The sequence below is a fragment of the Nocardia sp. NPDC006044 genome, from assembly GCF_042871115.1.
Taxonomy (GTDB): domain Bacteria; phylum Actinomycetota; class Actinomycetes; order Mycobacteriales; family Mycobacteriaceae; genus Nocardia.
Genome location: NZ_JBIAID010000003.1, coordinates 1,347,028 through 1,366,441, shown reverse-complemented (window position 1 = coordinate 1,366,441; position 19,414 = coordinate 1,347,028). Strand labels below are relative to the sequence as shown.

Here is a 19,414-nt window from a genome sequence, read left to right as displayed (position 1 = left end):
CGCAACGGCGCGTGGCAGGCCGGAACCAGCGACGGTGGAGGGGATCGCCGCTGCGCACGGAATCACCGTCGGCGAAGGGGGTCGACGGTGAACTTACTATGGAGTAAGTTTGGTGGTCATAGATCTCTCGAAAGGAAATCGCATGGCCACCAAGGCTGCTCGCCGTGCCGTGATCGTGTCCGGTGCGCGCACGCCGTTCGTGCGTGCGTTCACCGGATACACGCGCATGGACTCCATCGCGCTCGCCGATGCCGCCGTCCGCGGCGTGCTCGAGCGGACCGGGCTGCCCGGCGCCCAGGTGCAGGCGATTGTCTGGGGCGGGGTCATCCTGCCCAGCGCGGCGCCGAACATCGCCCGGGAGATCGCCCTCGACCTGCGATTGGACCCGGGTTGCGAGGGTTACACGGTGACCCGCGCCTGCGCGTCCGGCTTGCAGGCGGTGACCTCCGCCGCGGCTGCGATCGAGCGTGGCGAATACGACATCATGATCGCCGGCGGTAGCGATTCGACCTCCAACGCCGAGGTCAAGCTGCCGCAGAAGGTGGTGCACGCGGCCGCGCCGCTGGCCCTGGGCAAGCCGAAGCCGAAAGACTATCTGTCCGCGCTCACCCAGCTCGCGCCGTTCACCGATCTGCTGCCGAGCCGGCCGAAGATCGCCGAACGGACCACCGGCGAGGTGATGGGGGAGTCGGCGGAGAAGATGGCCCGGATCCACGGGGTCAGCCGGGCCGATCAGGACGAGTTCGCCGCGCGGTCACACCATCGCGCCGCGGCGGCCATCGAGTCGGGGCGATTCGACGACGAGGTCTTGCGGGTGCGTACGCCCGAGGGCACCGAGATCGCGCGCGACGGACTGGTGCGCGGGGACACCAGCATCGAAAAACTGTCGAAACTGAAGCCGGTGTTCGCCGAAAACGGCACCGTGACGGCCGGCAATGCCAGCCCGCTCACCGACGGCGCCGCCGCGGTGCTGTTGATGAGCGAGGAGAAGGCCCTCGAACTCGGGTACCGGCCGCTGGCCGCGTTCCGGTCGTGGAGCTATGTCAGCGTCGATCCGACGGATCAGGTACTGATCGGCCCGGCGATCTCCATGCCGCGGGCGCTGGACAAGGCCGGAATGTCGTTGAGCGACATCGATCTCGTCGATATCCACGAGGCATTCGCGGCGCAGACGCTGTCCGTCCTGGCCGCGCTCGGCAGCACCGACTGGGCCAAGACCCGGCTAGATCGGGACACCGCGGTCGGCGAGGTCGACATCGACACACTCAACGTCCACGGCGGCTCGGTGTCCCTGGGCCACCCCTTCGGCGCCACCGGCGCCCGCATGGTCACCACAATGGCCAACGAACTAGCCCGAACCGGCAAGAACGCCGCCCTACTAGGCATCTGCGCAGCCGGCGGCATAGGCGCCTCCGCAGTCCTGGAACGTATCTAACCCTCGCCGCTCGCCCGCCGCGCACGAGTAGACCTGCCGCGCACGGATCGGCCAGCGATTTTGTGCGCGGCGCAACGAAACCTGCGCGGGTCATGGGTCAGCGGCCGCTGCGCATTCGTCGGCTCGCCGCGCATTTGTTGGCTGGCTGCGCCCGAATCGGTTAGCGAACATGTGCGCGGTGGGATGAGTCCTGCGCGGGAGGTGCCGGGTCGGAAGCAGCCGCCGCGCTGCGCATTTGTTGGCTGGCTGCGCCCGAATCGGCTAGTGAACATGTGCGCGGTGGGATGAGTCCTGCGCGGGAGGTGCCGGGTCGGAAGCAGCGGCTGCGCTGCGTATTTGTTGGCGTGCTGCGTACGAATCGGTTAGCGGGCAGGTGAAGACCTGCGCGGCGTGTGTGCGGGTCTGCGGTTAGTGGCTGCGCTGCGCATTCGTTGGCTCGCTGCGCACGAATCTGTTGGCGATTCCGTGCGCGGCGGAATGAAACGTGCGCGGGTGGGTTAGCGGCCGCGCTGTGCGTTGGTCCGCCGCGTTGCGCATTCGTTGGCTTGCCGCGCTCGGATTGGTTAGCGAACGTGCGCGGCGGGATGAGACCTGCGCGGAAGGTGGGCGGGTGGGGAAGCGGCCGCGCTGCGCATTCGTTGGCTCGCTGCGCATTTGTTGGCTGGCCGCGCATGGGTCGGCTAGCGAAGGGCGTGCGCGGGGTGGGGTGGTGGGGCGTGATGGGTGGGGGGAGTCAGCGGCGGCGCTCGGGGGGGATTACCGGGATTGTGCCGTCGGCGGTGGGGCGGATGGCGTAGCCGGTGAGGGGGCGGCGGGTGGGGTGGGGTTTGCGGCCGCCTTCGTCGGCGATGATGCGCAGGCAGGTGTCGTGGTTGGTCTCGCCGGGGCGGGCCTCGCGGCGCAGGCGCAGCATGGCGGACGCGAGGTCGATGCCGAGCTCATTCGACAACCGGACGGCATCGACGTTGGCCATGGCAAAACCTCCTGAAGCTGAAAAACCGAGCGCGCGAGAAGAATCCATTGTCCGAGATGGATTCGTCTGTGGCGTACCCAATCGCCGGGTCTGTGAATCCTCACGTTTCGGCGACGCACCCGGTGATCTCCCGCACAGCGAAAACGCCTGCGGGAGTTCGGGAAGTGTGCGTTACACGCGGTAGGTCTCGTGGTGCACGGCGTCGTGCAGCGGGCGACCGGAGCGCCAGCCGAAGCGCTCCAGGTCGGGGACCGCCTGGAATTCGTGCACCGGCCCGACGCACAGCCAGGCGATCGGCCGGATCCCCTCGGGCAGGCCGACGAGGTCGGTGAGGAATTCGGGGTCGTAGAAGGACACCCAGCCGACGCCGACGCCCTCGGCGGTGGCGGCCAGCCAGAGGTTCTGGATCGCGAGAACAGCGGAATAGACGCCGGTTTCGGGCACGGTGGCGCGGCCGAGCACCTGCGGCCCGCCGCGGCCGTGGTCGTAGCTGACCACGATGCCGGTGCCGCTCTCCAGAATGCCCTCGATCTTGATCGGCTCGAAGGTGGCCGCGCGTTCCGGCGGCAGTCCGGCCCGGAATTCGACCCGTTTGTCCGCCACGTGATCGGCGAACTTGCGCAGTGTCGCCGGGTCTCGCACCACGACGAAGTCCCATGGCTGCGAATTGCCGACACTCGGTGCCCGGTGCGCCGCCTCGAGCAGCCGCCACAGCGTCGCGTCGTCCACCGGTTCCCCGGTGAACTCGGCCCGCACGTCCCGCCGGGTCCGGATTGCCTCGTAAACGCTCAGCTCAGCAGCACACATGCGGCCCAGTCAACCAGCCGGGCGCCGGGCGCGACCCGCGGCCCGGAACACGGCGATGCGGGCGGCATGTGCTGCCGCCCGCATCGGTCAGACGATCAGCGCCGCCACTGCCCGTAGTGCTCGACGACGTTGCCGTTGCCGTCGGGATCGCAGGTACCGCTCAGCAGGCCGGGGGTGTTCACCAGGTCCTTTTCCAGCTGCCTGGCGCAGTCCCAATCGGCGTCCGGGCCGGAATAGACCTGCCCGTCGTAGGCCGACGCCACCCCGGTCGCGCCGAGGCCGATGGTCGCCGCGACGGCACAGGCATAGAAGACTTTGCGAAACATGGTGAATCCCTCCCGATTCCACGGCCCGGTTCTCCCGTATCGCCGGAGCCGTTTCGAAACTATCAGGAAGCCGCGCGGTCGAATCTGTCAAAATCGCGAGAGTTATTCGGCAGTGCCATGTTTCAGCGAAATGTGCGCCCTATTCGAAACGAGTAGGGCGCACATTCCGGAGCGGTTCGGATCGGCGAAACCAGGCCGACTGCCTTATTTCGTCAGTTGCAGTTCGCGTTCGACCGGGGCGGGGCGCCGGCTGAACCGCTTGCGTCCCTCGGCCAAGGCGGTGCGCAGGCCGCGGCGCTTACCGGTCTCCGGGTCGATCACCGGGGTGGTGGCGCCGCCGAACTTGCGCTCCGAGGCGGTTTCGGGGGCGTCGTCGGCGGTGTCGCGCAGGTACTTGTTCGGCAGCGACAGCTTGAGGATGGTGCGCCAGGCCTTGAAGTACTGCACCGGCAGCGAGCCGGTGGTGTAGGGCAGGTCGTACTTCTCGGCGAGTTCGCGGACCCGCACGGCGATCTCGGCGTACCGGTTGCTCGGCAGATCGGGGAACAGGTGGTGCTCGATCTGGTGGCTGAGGTTGCCGGTCATGAAGTGGGTGATCGGGCCGCCGGAGATGTTGGCACTGCCGAGCATCTGCCGCAGGTACCACTCGCCCTTGGTCTCGTTATCGATGTCGGCCTTGGTGAACTTCTCCGCGCCGTCGGGGAAGTGCCCGCAGAAGATGACCGCGTTGGACCACACGTTGCGGATCGCGTTCGCGGCGAGGTTGGCGGTCAGCGTGGAGAAGAAGGCGGGGCCGGTGAGCGCGGGGAAGATCACGTAGTCCTTGACCACCTGCTTGCCCATCTTGGTGAGCGCCTCGGTGCGCTTGCGCTCGAAGTCGGCGCGCTCCGGGGTGCCCGGCTTGAACCGGCCCGCGGCCAGTTTGCCCAGCTCCATGTGCTGGATCGCGACGCCGTACTCGAACAGCAGTTGCAGCACCAGGTTGTACACCGGGTTGCCCAGGTTGAACGGCTTCCACCGCTGGTCCCGGGTGACGCGCAGCAGGCCGTAGCCGATGTCGTCGTCCATGCCGAGCACGTTGGTGTACTTGTGGTGCAGGTAGTTGTGCGTGTGCTTCCAGTGCTTGGCCGCGCCCGCGTTGTCCCATTCCCAGGTGCTGGAGTGGATCTCCGGATCGTTCATCCAGTCCCACTGCCCGTGCATGGCGTTGTGCCCGATCTCCATGTTCTCGATGATCTTGGCGGTGCCGAGCAGGGCGACGCCGGCCAGCCAGGCCGGCGGTAAGAAGCTGGCGAACAGCACGCCGCGGCCGCTGATCTCGAGTGCGCGTTGCAGACGGATCACGTTGCGGATGTATCGCGCGTCGCGCGCACCGCGCGAGGCTTCGATATCCCGCCGGATCGCGTCGAATTCCGCGCCGAGTGCTTCCACGTCGGCCTCGGTGAGATGTGCGTATTCCTTGACATCCGAGATCGCCATGGCGGTTACAGTACCGTAAGTTACGAGACCGTAGGTTGCGTGAACCTGAACGCGGATATGGCAAATCTCCCATTGCGTTCACGATCATTCGATGCTAGGCCGCGCACATCGACGTTACGGCGTAAAGCCTTCTCCCGCACGGTATTCCGGCGTGACGAACCCTGTCCGTGTCCGGGCTCATCTTGCTCCGCCGAGCGGTCGTCCGCAACTCGTAGCGGCCTGTGGTGGAGACCGTCAGGGCCGGTACTCGCAGGAGTACCGGCCTTCGGCTCAGCGCCGGCGGCGGGTGCGGAACGAGGCCCGCTGGCGAATGGCCTTGCGGCGCAACGAGGCCTGCTCGGTGCGGGCCCGCTCCTGCAACGCCACGGTGGCCTCGCGCAGCGCTTCCTTTTCGTGCTCGGCCTTCTCGCGCAGGGCGCGCTTGGCCTCGCGCAGCACTTCCTTCTCCTGCCGCGCCTTCTCCTTGAGCACCACCTTGGCCTCGCGCATCGCCGAGCGCAGCCCGCGCCGCTGCCCGGTCTCCGGGTCGACGCCGAGCCAGCTCGCGGTGTCCGAACTCGGCAGCGAGGGCAGCGTGATGCCGGCGAACTTGCGCTCCGAGGAGGTCTCCGGCGCGTTGTCCGCGGTGGCCTTCAAGAACCGGTCCGGCAGCGCGAGCTTGTGGATGGTGCGGAAGGCGAGCAGGTACTGCTTGCCGAGCGAGCCGGTGGTGTAGGGCAGGTCGTACTTGTCGCACAGCTCGCGCACCCGCACCGCGACCTCGGAGTACCGGTTGCTCGGCAGGTCGGGGAACAGGTGGTGCTCGATCTGGTAGCAGAGGTTGCCGCTCATGAACGCCATGGCCGGCCCGGCCTTGAAATTGGCACTGCCGAGCATCTGCCGCAGGTACCACTCGCCGCTGGTCTCGCCTTCCAGCTGCTCGATGGTGAACTTCTCGGCGCCGTCCGGGAAGTGACCGCAGAAGATCACCGCGTAGGCCCACAGGTTGCGCACCAGGTTGGCGGTGGCGTTCGCCTTCAATGTGGACATGAACGCGGGGCCGGTGAGCGCCGGATAGAACAGGAAGTCCTTAGCCACCTGACGGACGATCTTGCGGCCGAACTCGCGATTCGGCTCGGACATCAGCTCTTTGCGCGGAGTACCGGACAGCTCCTTCTCGATACTCCAGTCGTGGATCGCGATGCCCCACTCGAAGGTCGCCGCGAGCAGCAGGTTCGCCAGCGGCTGGATCAGGTGCAACGGACGCCAGGCCTCGTCGCGGGTCATCCGCAGGATGCCGAACCCGAGATCCTCGTCCTTGCCGAGCACGTTGGTATAGGTGTGGTGGGAGTAATTGTGCGCGCGCCGCCACTGCGACGAGGGTCCGGTCTGATCCCACTCCCAGGTGCTGGAGTGGATCTCCGGATCGTTCATCCAGTCCCACTGCCCATGGCTGATGTTGTGCCCGAGCTCCATGTTCTCGACGATCTTGGCGACCGACAGCATCGCCGTGCCGGTGAGCCAGGCCCACCGGTTGCGGCTGCCGAACAGGACCGCGCGACCGGCCACCTCGAGTGCGCGCTGCGCGGCGATGGTGCGCCGGATGTATTTCGCGTCACGTTCGCCGCGCGACTGCTCCACCGAGCGCCGGATCGAATCGAGTTCCTGCCCCAGTGTTTCGATGTCTGCCGCAGTCAGGTGGGCGAACGCCTGAATATCGGTGATTGCCACCGGGTGTCCTTTCGCTGCTCAATTTGATTTGAGGGTACCCAAAGAACGTCGGCGGCGTTCCGGCCCGAGGCTCGGTGCCGCTCAGACGTCCAGGGTGCAGTCGCCCGCCGCGGCGGAGATACAGGTCTGCACCTTGTCGCCCTCGCGATGCTCGTCGCCGTTGCGCAGATCGCGCACGTGCCCGGAACTCAGGGTCACGACACAGGTCTGGCAGATGCCCATCCGGCAGCCGAACGGCATCTGCACGCCCACCGCCTCGCCCGCCTCGAGCAGGCTGGTCGCGCCGTCGATCTCGGCGGTGCGCCCGGTCTTGCCGAAGGTGACCGTGCCGCCCTCGCCGACCGCGCTCCGCTCGATCTCGAACCGCTCGACGTGCAGTCGGTCAGCGATGCCCGCGTCGCGCCAATGGTGCTCGATCTCGTCCAGCATCGCGGCCGGGCCACAGGCCCAGGTCTGGCGCTCCCGCCAGTCGGGGAACTTCGCGTCCAGCCCGGCCAGCGCGAACTTGCCGTGCTCGCCGGTCAGGTTCAGGTGCGAGGTGAAACTCGGGTGCCGGTCGTGCAGATCGCGCAGCTCGGCGCCGAACATCACGTCCTCGGCGGTGCGCGCGGAATGCAGGTGCTGCACATCGGTGACCATGTCGCGCCGGTCCATCGAGCGCAGCATCGCCAGCACCGGGGTGATGCCGCTGCCCGCGGTCAGGAACAGCACCTTCTCCGGCGGCGGGGAGGGCAGCACGAAACCGCCCTGCGGCGCGGCCAGCCGCACCACCGTGCCGACCGGGACGCCGCTGACCAGGTGACTGGACAGAAAGCCCTCCGGCATCGCCTTCACCGCGATCGAGATGACCCGCTTGCCGCCCGCCTCCGGGTCCGACCAGTTCGGCGGGCAGGTCAGCGAATAGGAGCGCCAGTGCCAGCGGCCGTCGATCAGCACGCCGATGCCGATGTATTGCCCCGGCTCGTATTTGAAGTCGAAACCCCAGCCCGGCTTGATCACCAGGGTGGCCGAGTCCGCGGTCTCCTTGCGCACGTCGACGATGCGGCCGCGCAGCTCGCGGGCCGACCACAGCGGATTGGCCAGGTGCAGATAGTCGTCCGGCAGCAGCGGGGTGGTGACCCGGGCCACGGCCCCGCGCAGCACGTTCAACCGGCCGCCGCGTTCGGCGACCGAGGCGGCCGGCGCCTCCAGCCACTCCCGCACGCCCCGCACGGAGAATCCCCCATTTTTCGAGCTCATCGCTGCCGTTCGTCTTCCTGTTCGTCGGATGCGCTGCCCCACGCAACAGCCAGGTTACGGCATCGTAGGTTAGCTGACGTGTCGTGGCCGTCACCCTTATCATCCCGGGCGGGCGACGGTCCGTCACCACGTCCGGGCGATAAGGGAACGTCAGAGCAGTTCGAGCAGGAACGGCAGTTCCTGCGCGGCATACCAGGCCAGCTGGTGATCCTCGGCGTCGCCGAGCACGAACTCGGCGTCGGTGTCGCCGAGGTCGGCCGCGTCCACCACGTCGACCGCCTTGGCCACCTCGGGCTCGGCCTCGGCCAGGTCGACATGCACGCAGCCGATCTGGTCGTAGGTGATCGGCCCGGTCAGCTTGACCACGGCGTCGTCGAGGTCGGGGCGCAGCTTGGCGCCGGTCACGTCCGCGGCGATCACCGCGCGCCGGTAGACCGGCCGTCCCGTCGCCGTCGGCTCGGCGGCGTCGGCCGAGTCGTCGGCGTCGTCGCGTTCGGCGGCGAGCAGGCGCAGCGAGGCGCGGGCGGCCTCGCCCATCGCCACCTCGGCCAGCTCCTCGTCGTCGCCGGAGGCGTACGCCTCGCGCAGCGCCGGGGTCACCGCGAACGCGGTGCCGCCGATCGGGCCCAGCGCCCGGTTGGTGACGAGCTCGCGCAGCATCGGCACCGTGGCGGGGATGTAGACCCGCATTTTTTCCTGATCAGACGCAGGCACCGAGCATCTCCTCCATGGAATCGCGCACCGACGCGGCCAGCACGCCGATGTCGGCCATCGCGTCGCGGTCGGCATTGAGTCCGTAGAAAACGCGTCCGTCATAGGACGTGATCCCGATACTCGAGGCCTGATTACGCAGCAGCGGCGACACCGGATACATCTCCAGCATCCGCGCGCCGCCGATGAACATCGGGGTCTGCGGACCCGGTGCGTTGGTGATCACCAGATTGAAAGTGTGTTCTGCGAAGGTACTCGCCGCACGCACGCTCATGGCATGCAGGCTCGCCGGAGCGAACCCGGCCAGATGTACCAGCGTGCGCGCGCGGACCCCGCGCCGCTGCCTGCCGTTGGCCTCGGTGGCGTGCGCGATGTGCGAGAGCCGCATCACCGGATTGGGCTCGCCGACCGGCAGATCGATCAGGAACGAGGACACCTCGCCGGCCGGTTTCAGCTGATCCCCGTCCGCCCCTTCGATATACACCGACATCGGCACCACGGCGCGCAGCGTGGTCGATTCGGTCAACCCCTCGCCGCGGGAGAGCAGCCAGTTGCGCAGCGCGCCGGTGACCACCGCGAGGATGACGTCGTTGATCGAGCAGTCGAAGCGCTTGCGGATCCGGCGATAGTCCTCCAGCTCGGTGCGCACCGTGTCGAAGCGGCGGTTGCGCGAGGTGCGCGCGTTAAGGGGACTGTCCGGCGCGCCGGTCGTCGCGGCGCGCACCGCGGCGACCACCGAGTCCATCGCCCGGCCCGCGGCGCCGATCGCCGCGAAGGCTTGCCCGCTCGCCCGCCGTGCTACCTCGATGGCCTCGCGCGGCTGGGCGGCCAGGTGGGTCAGCGCGCCGACGAGCAGCTCGGCCTCGTTGGGTTCGCGGGGCGCGAGCCACGCGTCGTCGGCGAGTTCGCGCGGCGACGGGCCGTTGTCCAGGATGACGTGGCCGATCTCGAGCGCGGTGTCCCCATCGACCAGCGCCGAATGGGTCTTGGTGAAGACCGCGCAGCGGCCGTCGGACAGGCCCTCGATCAGATACATCTCCCACAGCGGCCGGGTCTGATCCAGCGGCCGGGAGGCCAGCCGGGCCACCAGGTCGTGCAGTTGCTCGTCGGTGCCCGGCGTCGGCAGCGCGGAGCGGCGGATGTGATAGGTGACGTCGAACTGGCTGTCCTCCACCCACACCGGGCGGCCGAGGGCGAACGGGATCTCGCGCACCTTGCGCCGATAGCGGGGGACCAGCGAGAGCCGGGCGTCCACCAGGTCGACCAGCCGGTCGTAATCGAGCACCGGGTCGGCGGCGGCGCTGCCCGGCTCGATATTGCGGAGGATCGCGAGGGAGCCGATGTGGATCGGATTGCTGCTCGGCTCGAGTCGATAGAACGACGCGTCCTGCGGCGTCAGTCTCGTGATCACGCTGCCCGGTGCTCCTTTTTCGATGCCGCCTCCCGCCTATTGTGCTGTCGCCACAAGGATTCGGCTGCTCCGCTGTGGCGTATCCGGTGAAATCGGCGTTCCCCTTTACCCGTTCCGGCGGTCGTGGCATGCTGTTCGACTCGAGCACGGGGAACTCGATTCGATCACAGGGGGAGACCGGATGCACAGCCGACGACCATCGCTTTCGCCCGTTCCGCACATCGAGCCGCCGCTGGACGGCGATCGGCCGGGCCGTGCGCGGACGGATGCGTTGTCGCCACGAGCCGCGCTGCCCTGCCGTCGCATGCCAGCACGTAGCGGGCCGGCCGGTCAGGCGGCACAGCGGCGCGCCCGGCACGACGGACGCCCTCCATCGTACGGTACCGATGGTGAAACGGGTTCCGCCGCAACTAGATTCGCCGAAAGTTCGCTGCGCCTCGTACTGGAGGTGCTGGACGGCCGGCGCCCGGTGGTCCAGCTGCGCCGGCTGGTGACGCCCTCGGTGCTGGCCGCCATCGAGACGCTCCGCTGCGCGCCGCCAGGGCACGGCCTCGGCCCGGCCCTGCTGACCAAGCTCGGGGTCGAGCTGACCGGGCCGAACACGGCCGAGGTCTACGGCAGTTATCAGCGCGGGAATCGGGTGTTCGCGCTCGCCGCGTGCGTTGTGCTGCACCGCACGGGCTGGCAGCTGAGCGCGTTCCGCGTACTGTGAGTACCAGGGCGGACGACCCGGCGGGGTACCGCATTACCATGAGCCGTGCAGCGGATTCCGCACTCGGAGCGCGAACCCCGCACGCCGGCCGTACGCCCACCCCTCGGCCCGGCGCCGACGACACGAAATGACACACCGACCAGAGGACTGACGAGACCCGTGCCTGCGCTGACACTGACGAGGTTGCTACGGATTGGTGAGGGTCGCATGGTCAAGCGGCTCGCCAACTTCGCCGATCAGGTTCTCGACCTCGAGTCGGAGTACGAGCTACTCACCGACGACGAGCTGCGCGGCAAGACCGACGAGTTCCGCGAGCGCTACTCGGACATGGTCGAGGACGGTCACGCGGATCCGCTCGGCGCGCTGATGGCCGAGGCCTTCGCGGTCGCGCGCGAGGCGTCCTGGCGAGTGCTGAACCAGAAGCACTACAAGGTGCAGATCATGGGCGGCGCGGCGCTGCACACCGGCAACATCGCCGAGATGAAGACCGGTGAGGGCAAGACGCTCACCTCGGTGCTGCCCGCCTACCTCAACGCGATCAGCGGCGACGGCGTGCACATCGTCACCACCAACGACTACCTGGCCAAGCGCGACTCCGAGTGGATGGGCCGCGTGCACCGCTTCCTCGGGCTCGAGGTCGGCGCGATCCTCGGCGGCATGACGCCCGCGCAGCGGCGGGTGGCCTACGGCGCCGACATCACCTACGGCACGAACAACGAGTTCGGCTTCGACTACCTGCGCGACAACATGACGCACTCGCTCGACGATCTGGTCCAGCGCGGGCACAACTTCGCCGTGGTCGACGAGGTCGACTCCATCCTGATCGACGAGGCGCGGACCCCGCTGATCATCTCCGGCCCGGCCGACGCGTCCAGCAAGTGGTATGCCGAATTCGCGCGCATCGCACCGCTGCTGAAGAAGGACCTGCACTACGAGGTCGACATCAAGAAGCGCACCATCGGCGTGCACGAGGCCGGCGTCGAGTTCATCGAGGATCAGCTCGGCATCGACAACCTCTACGAGGCCGCCAACTCGCCGCTGGTCAGCTACGTGAACAACGCGATCAAGGCCAAGGAGCTGTACTCGCGCGACAAGGACTACATCGTCCGCGACGGCGAGGTCATCATCGTCGACGAGTTCACCGGCCGCATTCTGGTCGGCCGCCGCTACAACGAGGGCATGCACCAGGCGATCGAGGCCAAGGAAGGGGTGGAGATCCAGCCGGAGAACCAGACCCTGGCCACGATCACCCTGCAGAACTACTTCCGCCTCTACGACAAGCTGTCCGGCATGACCGGTACCGCCGAGACCGAGGCGGCCGAGCTGCACCAGATCTACAACCTCGGCGTGGTCCCGATCCCGACGAACCGGCCGATGATCCGCGCGGACCAGTCCGACCTGATCTACAAGACCGAAGAGGCCAAGTTCGCGGCCGTGGTAGACGACGTCACCGAGCGGCACCAGCGCGACCAGCCGGTGCTGATCGGTACCACCAGCGTCGAGCGCTCGGAGTACCTGTCCAAGCAGTTCACCAAGCGCGGCATCGCGCACACCGTGCTGAACGCGAAGTTCCACGAGAAGGAAGCCGAGATCATCGCCGAGGCCGGCCGGCCGGGCGCGGTGACCGTGGCGACCAACATGGCCGGTCGCGGCACCGACGTCGTGCTCGGCGGCAACCCGGACATCATCGCCGACCTCATCCTGCGCCGCGAGGGCCTGGACCCGGTCGAGACGCCGGACGCCTACCAGCAGGCCTGGCTGCCGACGCTGGAGCAGGTCAAGGCGCAGACCTCGGCGGACGCGGAGATCGTGCGCGAGGCGGGCGGGCTCTACGTGCTCGGCACCGAGCGGCACGAGTCGCGGCGCATCGACAACCAGCTGCGTGGTCGTTCCGGCCGTCAGGGTGACCCCGGCGAGTCGCGGTTCTACCTGTCGCTGGGCGACGAGCTGATGCGCCGGTTCAACGGCGCCGCGCTCGAGGCGATCATGACCCGGCTCAACCTGCCCGACGACGTGCCGATCGAGGCCAAGATGGTCTCCAAGGCGATCAAGAGCGCGCAGACCCAGGTCGAGCAGCAGAACTTCGAGATCCGCAAGAACGTGCTCAAGTACGACGAGGTGATGAACCAGCAGCGCACCATCATCTACGGCGAGCGCAACCGGATCCTGCGCGGCGAGGACATGGAGGGCCAGGTCCAGAGCATGATCACCGACGTGGTCACCGCCTACGTCAACGGCGCGACCGCCGAGGGCTACGTCGAGGACTGGGATCTGGACAAGCTGTGGACGGCGCTCAAGACGCTGTACCCGGTGAAGCTCAACTACAAGGAGCTGACCGGTGAGACCTCGGTCGGTGAGGCCGGCGACCTGAGCCGCGACGAACTGCTCGAGGCGCTGCTGGACGACGCGCACGAGGCCTACGAGCGGCGCGAGGCCGAGATCGACGGGCTGGCCGGCGAGGGCAGCATGCGCAATCTCGAACGGCAGGTGCTGCTTTCGGTGCTCGACCGCAAGTGGCGCGAGCACCTCTACGAGATGGACTACCTCAAGGAGGGCATCGGCCTGCGGGCGATGGCGCAGCGCGACCCGCTGGTCGAGTACCAGCGTGAGGGCTTCGACATGTTCTCGGCCATGCTCGAGGGCCTGAAGGAGGAGTCGGTCGGCTTCCTGTTCAACCTCCAGGTCGAGGTGCAGCAGCCGCAGCCCGAGGGCGTCTCGGTCGATCAGGGCCTGCGTTCGCCGGTCGGTGCGATGGCCGCCCCGCGCCCGCTGCCCACCGACGAGGCGCCCCTGCCCAACGGCACCGGCGTCGCCCCGGCGGCGTTGCGCGCCAAGGGAATCGACGACACCGCCCGGCGTGGCCTGAGCTACTCGGGTCCGGACGAGGGCGGGCATCGCGAGGTGCACAGCGACGCCGAGGAGTACGGCGACGGCACCACCCGCCGCGAGCGCCGCGAGGCCGCCCGCGCGCAGGAGAAGCCGAAGCGCGCGCCGAAGCCGCGCCGCCGGCACTGACCGCCGAAGCGCCCAGGGACTCCGCTCCCTGGGCGCTTTCGCGTTCCGGGCGTCTTTGGGCTGGAACTGGCCCGTAGGGGAGCGAACAGGCGTAGTTTGGCCCGTCGTGGACCGCAGCACAGTTGAGGCGTGGGTCGGCGAATACGAACGGGCCTGGCGATCGCCGGGCACCGATAAGTTAGGCGACCTCTTCGCCCCCGAAATCGGATATCAGGTCTCGCCCTGGGCGGAACCGCTCACGGGTCTACCGGCGCTGGCGAAGTTCTGGGAGACCGGACGGGACGGCCCGGACGAGTCGTTCACCGTGGAGCCGGAAGTCGTTGCGGTGGACGGGCTCACCGCCGTGGTCCGGGCCGAGGTCGAATACCCCGACCAACCGGCCCGCTGGCGCGACCTCTGGGTGCTGCGCTTCGACGACGACGGCCGCTGCACCTGGTTCGAGGAATGGCCGTTCGCGCCCGGCCAGCCGGATGGGCAGGAACGGTCCAGCGCGGCGTTACCCGGCTGAGTGATCTTCGTTGGGGAAAGTCCCCAGCTGTGCTCTGCCCGGCTACTCGACCGGTCGCGGGCCGCTGTTGTTCTGCCAGTGCTCGTTGGCGTTCAGCGCGGTGAGCAACAGGCGGATGGCGGCCACCCGGCGTTGCTTGCCCGGCAGTTTGTCCAGCGCGCACTCCGGGTCGGCGGGCGGGCCGAGATGCGTGCAGCCGCGCGGACAGTCCTCGATGGCGGCGGCGAGGTCACTGAACGCGGCCACCACGTCGTCGGGGGTGATGTGCGCCAGACCGAAGGACCGGATGCCCGGCGTATCGATGACCCATCCGCCGCCGGGCAGCGGTAGCGCCACGGATTGGGTGGAGGTGTGTTTGCCCTTGCCGACCCCGGACACCTCGCCGACCGCCCGATAGGCGTCCGGCACAAGACGATTCACCAAGGTCGACTTGCCGACACCGGAATGTCCGATGAACGCGGTGAGCCGCCCGGTGAGCAGGTCGAGGACCGGTTCGAGCGGATCGTCGACGCCGCCGTAGACGATGGTGAGGTCGAGATCCTCGAAGGCGGAAGCGAAGTCGGACTCGGCGTCCAGATCGTGCTTGGTCAGGCACAGCACCGGACGCAGGCCGCCGGCATAGGCGGCGACCATGCAGCGCTCGACGAATCCGGTCCGCGGCGGCGGGTCGGCGAGCGCGACCACCATGAACAGCTGCTCGGCGTTGCCGACCACGATCCGCTCGAACGGATCGGTGTCATCGGCGGTGCGCCGCAACACCGTTCGGCGTTCGGCGACCCGCACGATGCGGGCCAGCGAGTCGGGCCGGCCGGACAGATCGCCGACCACGTCTACCTGATCGCCGACCACGATCGGGGTGCGGCCGAGCTCCCTGGCGCGCATGGCGACGATGTGCCGGTCCGGATCGTCGCCGAGCACGCAACCCCAGCGGCCGCGGTCCACCGACACCACCATGGCGGATTCCGCATCACTGTGCTGCGGACGGGTTTTCGTGCGCGGACGCGAACTCTTGCCCGGGCGGACCCGGACGTCGGATTCGTCGTACTCGCGCTTTCTCAGTGCACCGCCCCTTGATCGGAGAGCGACGGATCGAGCATGTGCTCCCACAGCGCAACGAAATTCGGCAGCGTCTTGGCCGTGGTGCCGATGTCCTCGATCTCGATGTCCGGCACCCGCAGGCCGAGAATCGCTCCGGCCGTTGCCATTCGGTGATCGGCGTAGGAATGCCAACGGCCACCGTGCAATTCGACGGGCTCGATCTCCAGGCCGTCCTCGGTCTCGGTGACCTTGCCGCCGAGCCGGTTGATCTCGGTGGACAGCGCGGCCAGCCGGTCGGTCTCGTGCCCGCGCAGATGCGCGATGCCGCGCAGGTGCGACGGGGAATCGGCGAGCGCGGCCAGGGCCGCGACCGTCGGGGTCAGCTCGCCGACGTCGTGCAGGTCGATATCGATGCCGGCCAGGCGATCGGGGCCGTGCACGGTCAGCACGCCGTCGAAGACGCGCGCCTCGGCGCCCATCCGGACCAGGATCTCCCGGATCACGTCGCCGGGCTGAGTGGTGAGCCGCGGCCAGTGCGGGATCCGGACCTCGCCGCCGGTGACCGCGGCGGCGGCCAGGAACGGCGTCGCGTTGGACAGGTCCGGCTCGACCTCCCAGTCCACCGCACGGATCGGGCCGGGCGCGACCTGCCAGGTCTGCGCCAGCCGGCTGTGCTCGGGCGCCTGCACCTGCACGTCGGCCCGGCGCAGCATCTCCACGGTCATCTCGATGTGCGGCATCGAGGGCAGCGCCTTGCCGTCGTGATGCACGACCAGGCCCTCGTCGAACCGGGCCGCCGAGAGCAGCAGGCCGGACACGAACTGCGACGACCCGGAGGCGTCGATGGTCACCGTGCCGCCGCGCAGCGCGCCCGTGCCGTGCACGGTGAACGGCAGCGCGTCGCCGTCGATGTCGGCGCCGAGGGTGCGCAGCGCGTCCAAGATGGTGCTCAGCGGGCGGACTCGGGCCTGCGCGTCACCGTCGAACGCCACGTCGCCGTCGGCCAGCGCGGCCACCGACGGCAGGAAGCGCATCACGGTGCCCGCGAGCCCGCAGTCGACCGTGCCGCCGCGCAGCGGGGCCGGGGTGACGGTCAGCGTGTCGGCCTCGCCCTCGATACTTGTGCCGAGCGCGCGCAGTGCGGCGATCATCAGATTGGTGTCGCGACTGCGCAACGCGCCGGACAGCGTCGACGGACCGTCGGCCAGTGCGGCCAGAATCAATGCCCGGTTCGTGATCGACTTCGATCCAGGCAGGGTCACGGTCGCGTGCACAGGGACATCGACATGGGGCGCTGGCCAGAAACTCACGAGGCTAGCTTAATTGGCCGCGTGGCCGCGGCGTGGTTCGCGGCCCCTTAGTCTCGCGTCCGAGCGGTCGAGACTCGCGCCTTCGGCGCATGCGCTTCGACCGCTCGGCCGCGAGACGGCCGCGAACGGGTCGCTCGTCGGGCTCGCTCCGTGGTGGTCGATTCGGCGGGGACGCCGAGTTTCCAGCTCGACTACTACGGGCTTCTCGCGCAACCGAATTCCTTACTTGTGCCGTCCGTGGATGAACGGGACCAGTTTGCGCAGCAGCTTCATCGTGGACTGGGTGCGCGAGTAGCTGAGCAGAGCCATGCCGGGAATCGCGAAGCGCTGCACCGCGATCGAGTGCGGGCGAGCGAATTCGCGCAGGCCCGGCTCGCCGTGGATGCGGCCGATGCCGGAATCGCCGACGCCGCCGAACGGCAGGCCGGGAATGGCGGCGAAGGCGAGCACCGAGTTCACCGAGGTGGCCCCGACGTGCAGCCGGCGCGCGATCTCCAGGCCGTTCTTCTTCGAGTACACCGCCGAGGACAGCCCGTACTTGGAACTGTTGGCCAGCTCGACCGCCTCGTCCACGCCGTCGACGGTGCGGATGGTGACGGTCGGGCCGAACGTCTCCTCCTGCACCGCCTCGGACTTCTCGTCCACGTCGACCAGCACGACCGGCTCGATGAACGGCGCCTTCACCGATTCCGGGCCACCGAGCACCGCGGTGCCGCCGTTCTTCAGCGCGGACTCGATGTGCCTGCGCACGATGTCGACCTGGCTGGGCATGGTCATCGGGCCGTAGGCGGCCTCGGCGCCCGAGCCGGGGCCGACCTTCTCCAGGATCTTCTTCACCTCGGCGACGAACTCGTCGCGCACCGACCGGTCGACGTAGACCCGCTCGACGCCCGCACAGGTCTGGCCGCTGTTCGCGGTGGCGCCCCAGGCGACCGCGTCCGCGGCGGCCCGCACGTCCGCGTCACCCGCGACGATCACCGCGTCCTTGCCGCCGCATTCGAGCAGCACCGGGGTGAGGTTCTCGGCGGCGGCGGCCATGATCCGCTTGCCGGTCGCGGTGGAGCCGGTGAACGCGAGCTTGTCGACGCCCGCCTTGACCAGGGCCGCGCCGGTGGCGCCGTAGCCGTTGACGGTGATGAACACGCCCTCGGGCAGGTCCGGGTTGGCCTTGGCGAACGCGTCGGCGAGGAAATTGCCGATGCTGGTGGAGAACTCGCTGGGCTTGAACACGACGGTGTTGCCGGCGGCGAGCGCGTAGCCGATGGAGCCGTTCGGGGTGTAGACCGGATAGTTCCACGGGCCGATCACGCCGACCACGCCGAGCGGGCGCTGTTCGACCCGGGCGGCGAAGTTGGACATGAACGCGCCGGGGGAGACCTTCTTGGGCGCGAGCACCTTCTTGGCGTTCTTGGCCGCCCAGGCGATGTGCTCGAGCGCGAGCATCAGTTCCAGGAAGGCGTCGTCGAGCGGCTTGCCGTTCTCGTCGTGGATCAGCTTGCAGAACTCGTCGGAATCCTTGACCAACTGGCTCGACCAGCGCAGCAGGTGCGTCTTGCGCTCGTCGTAGCTCAACGCGCCCCAGGTTGCGGCGGCCGTGCGGGCCTTGGCCACCGCCGCGCGCACCGCCGCGTCGTCCGCGATCGGATGGGTGCCGATCACCTCGCCCGTGGCGGGATTGACCGACGTGAGCGCCGTGTCGTGGTCGGCAGGTTTGGTGTCGGTGGATGTCACGGTGAGCTTCTCCTCTTGCCGATGGGGTTCGGGACGACGTCGATCCCGGATACTCCTGGCGGTGGCCGGTCGGTGCGCATGCGTCAGCGGACGGGCACGGACCACCCATCCTCTGAGAGAATGGTAGGTCAAAACTCTCAACTGGTCACCAGCTATGGATCAATTGTCCATGAGAATGTCGGTGGCAGGTGGAAGTATCGAGATATGTGCGGACGATATGCGACCACGACGGATCCGGGTCGGCTGGCGGCCGAACTGGATGCGCTCGATGAAACCGAATCAACCCCGGGCTCGGGCACTTTCACCAACTACAACGTCGCCCCGACCACCCAGATCCTGACCGTGGTGGAGCGGCACGAGCACGGCCACAAGGACGACGACCCGAGGCTGCGCCTGCGCCGGATGCGCTGGGGGCTGATCCCGTTGTGGACCAAGGCCGCCGAACCGGGCGTGCCGGTGAAGGGCAAGCCGCTGTTCAACGCGCGCGCCGACAAGGCCGCCACCACCCCGTCGTTTCGCGACGCGGTGGAATACCGGCGCTGCCTGATCCCGATGGACGGCTGGTACGAGTGGGTGGTCGAGCCGGACCCGGACGCCAAGGGCAAGGCGGTCAAGAAGCCGTTCTTCATGTCGCAGGCCGACGGCTCCCGGCTGTACATGGCCGGCCTGTGGTCGGTCTGGCGGGACAAGTCGCTGGAGCACAGCGACCCGCTGCTGTCCTGCACCATCCTGACCACCGACGCGGTCGGCGACCTGACCCGCATCCACGATCGGATGCCGCTGCCGATGCCACAGGAGCACTGGGACGCGTGGCTGGACCCGGACAACCCGGCGCCTGCGGAACTGCTGGAGACGCCGAGCGAGGCGGCGATCGCGGGCATCGTGGCGCGGCCGGTGCCGTCGCTGGTCAACAGCGTGAAGAACAACGGGCCGGAACTGCTCGACCAGGTGTCCGAGGACGAAGAAGCCGGGCAGATCAGTCTGCTCTGACCGCCCGGCTCCGCGGAAC

General features: G+C 68.5%; 16 protein-coding genes. 5 read left to right on the top strand and 11 right to left on the bottom strand.

Annotated elements, in window-relative coordinates; all coding sequences use genetic code 11:
- Positions 1–142 precede the first annotated feature (142 nt).
- Entirely contained in the window at positions 143–1,435 is a 1,293-nt protein-coding gene (locus tag ACFYO1_RS30880) for an acetyl-CoA C-acyltransferase (RefSeq protein ID WP_387238343.1), read from the top strand.
- Between the two features lie 733 nt (positions 1,436–2,168).
- Here ACFYO1_RS30880 and ACFYO1_RS30875 read toward each other — a convergent pair.
- From ACFYO1_RS30875 to ACFYO1_RS30840, 8 genes are all read right to left on the bottom strand, one after another.
- Positions 2,169–2,408: a hypothetical protein gene (locus tag ACFYO1_RS30875; protein ID WP_387238340.1), complete on the bottom strand. Its 240-nt coding sequence runs from the start codon at positions 2,406–2,408 to the stop codon at positions 2,169–2,171.
- A 171-nt stretch (positions 2,409–2,579) separates the two neighbouring features.
- Positions 2,580–3,200, bottom strand: coding sequence for a 5,6-dimethylbenzimidazole synthase (bluB, locus tag ACFYO1_RS30870; RefSeq protein ID WP_387238724.1), 621 nt, complete (start codon positions 3,198–3,200; stop codon positions 2,580–2,582).
- A 110-nt stretch (positions 3,201–3,310) separates the two neighbouring features.
- A complete protein-coding gene (locus tag ACFYO1_RS30865; RefSeq protein WP_387238337.1) occupies positions 3,311–3,541 on the bottom strand; it encodes a hypothetical protein in 231 nt (76 codons plus the stop codon).
- Between the two features lie 204 nt (positions 3,542–3,745).
- The gene (locus ACFYO1_RS30860; protein ID WP_387238334.1) at positions 3,746–5,020 is read right to left on the bottom strand and encodes a fatty acid desaturase family protein; all 1,275 of its coding nucleotides are present in this window, start codon (positions 5,018–5,020) and stop codon (positions 3,746–3,748) included.
- A 270-nt stretch (positions 5,021–5,290) separates the two neighbouring features.
- Positions 5,291–6,730 carry a fatty acid desaturase gene (locus tag ACFYO1_RS30855; protein ID WP_387238331.1) on the bottom strand — a complete coding sequence of 480 codons (1,440 nt, stop codon included), beginning with the start codon at positions 6,728–6,730 and terminating at the stop codon, positions 5,291–5,293.
- 81 nt (positions 6,731–6,811) lie between these two features.
- Entirely contained in the window at positions 6,812–7,969 is a 1,158-nt protein-coding gene (locus ACFYO1_RS30850) for a ferredoxin reductase (protein WP_387238328.1), read from the bottom strand.
- 150 nt (positions 7,970–8,119) lie between these two features.
- Positions 8,120–8,659 (bottom strand): DUF6912 family protein, encoded by a 540-nt coding sequence (locus ACFYO1_RS30845; RefSeq protein ID WP_387238721.1) that lies wholly within the window; start codon positions 8,657–8,659, stop codon positions 8,120–8,122.
- A 10-nt stretch (positions 8,660–8,669) separates the two neighbouring features.
- A complete protein-coding gene (locus ACFYO1_RS30840) occupies positions 8,670–10,091 on the bottom strand; it encodes a wax ester/triacylglycerol synthase family O-acyltransferase (RefSeq protein ID WP_387238325.1) in 1,422 nt (473 codons plus the stop codon).
- Between the two features lie 22 nt (positions 10,092–10,113).
- Here ACFYO1_RS30840 and ACFYO1_RS30835 point away from each other — a divergent pair, with 22 nt between their 5' ends.
- The 3 genes from ACFYO1_RS30835 (at position 10,114) to ACFYO1_RS30825 (ending at position 14,326) form a co-directional block, all read left to right on the top strand.
- Complete coding sequence (locus ACFYO1_RS30835; RefSeq protein WP_387238718.1) at positions 10,114–10,803, top strand: Rv3235 family protein; 690 nt, start codon at positions 10,114–10,116, stop codon at positions 10,801–10,803.
- A gap of 159 nt (positions 10,804–10,962) precedes the next feature.
- Positions 10,963–13,818 (top strand): preprotein translocase subunit SecA, encoded by a 2,856-nt coding sequence (gene secA, locus ACFYO1_RS30830; protein WP_387238322.1) that lies wholly within the window; start codon positions 10,963–10,965, stop codon positions 13,816–13,818.
- Positions 13,819–13,924: 106 nt separating this feature from the next.
- A complete protein-coding gene (locus ACFYO1_RS30825) occupies positions 13,925–14,326 on the top strand; it encodes a YybH family protein (RefSeq protein ID WP_387238319.1) in 402 nt (133 codons plus the stop codon).
- Between the two features lie 42 nt (positions 14,327–14,368).
- Here ACFYO1_RS30825 and rsgA read toward each other — a convergent pair whose 3' ends face one another.
- The 3 genes from rsgA to ACFYO1_RS30810 form a co-directional block, all read right to left on the bottom strand.
- Positions 14,369–15,385 carry a ribosome small subunit-dependent GTPase A gene (gene rsgA / locus ACFYO1_RS30820; protein WP_387238715.1) on the bottom strand — a complete coding sequence of 339 codons (1,017 nt, stop codon included), beginning with the start codon at positions 15,383–15,385 and terminating at the stop codon, positions 14,369–14,371.
- The gene (aroA, locus tag ACFYO1_RS30815; RefSeq protein WP_387238316.1) at positions 15,382–16,674 is read right to left on the bottom strand and encodes a 3-phosphoshikimate 1-carboxyvinyltransferase; all 1,293 of its coding nucleotides are present in this window, start codon (positions 16,672–16,674) and stop codon (positions 15,382–15,384) included. Before aroA ends, rsgA begins: the two co-directional genes overlap by 4 nt.
- A gap of 222 nt (positions 16,675–16,896) precedes the next feature.
- Complete coding sequence (locus ACFYO1_RS30810) at positions 16,897–18,405, bottom strand: aldehyde dehydrogenase family protein (RefSeq protein ID WP_387238313.1); 1,509 nt, start codon at positions 18,403–18,405, stop codon at positions 16,897–16,899.
- A gap of 204 nt (positions 18,406–18,609) precedes the next feature.
- On the opposite strand from ACFYO1_RS30810, the gene ACFYO1_RS30805 reads away from it, so the two are divergent.
- Complete coding sequence (locus ACFYO1_RS30805; RefSeq protein WP_387238310.1) at positions 18,610–19,395, top strand: SOS response-associated peptidase; 786 nt, start codon at positions 18,610–18,612, stop codon at positions 19,393–19,395.
- Positions 19,396–19,414 lie beyond the last annotated feature (19 nt).

Excerpts from the sequence above, each read along its gene's own strand:
- ACFYO1_RS30880 (WP_387238343.1), top strand. The coding sequence starts at position 143 with ATGGCCACCAAGGCTGCTCGCCGTGCCGTGATCGTGTCCGGTGCGCGC.
- ACFYO1_RS30875 (WP_387238340.1), bottom strand. The coding sequence starts at position 2,408 with ATGGCCAACGTCGATGCCGTCCGGTTGTCGAATGAGCTCGGCATCGAC.
- ACFYO1_RS30865 (WP_387238337.1), bottom strand. The coding sequence starts at position 3,541 with ATGTTTCGCAAAGTCTTCTATGCCTGTGCCGTCGCGGCGACCATCGGC.
- ACFYO1_RS30860 (WP_387238334.1), bottom strand. The coding sequence starts at position 5,020 with ATGGCGATCTCGGATGTCAAGGAATACGCACATCTCACCGAGGCCGAC.
- ACFYO1_RS30850 (WP_387238328.1), bottom strand. The coding sequence starts at position 7,969 with ATGAGCTCGAAAAATGGGGGATTCTCCGTGCGGGGCGTGCGGGAGTGG.
- ACFYO1_RS30845 (WP_387238721.1), bottom strand. The coding sequence starts at position 8,659 with ATGCGGGTCTACATCCCCGCCACGGTGCCGATGCTGCGCGAGCTCGTC.
- ACFYO1_RS30835 (WP_387238718.1), top strand. The coding sequence starts at position 10,114 with ATGCCGCCTCCCGCCTATTGTGCTGTCGCCACAAGGATTCGGCTGCTC.
- ACFYO1_RS30805 (WP_387238310.1), top strand. The coding sequence starts at position 18,610 with ATGTGCGGACGATATGCGACCACGACGGATCCGGGTCGGCTGGCGGCC.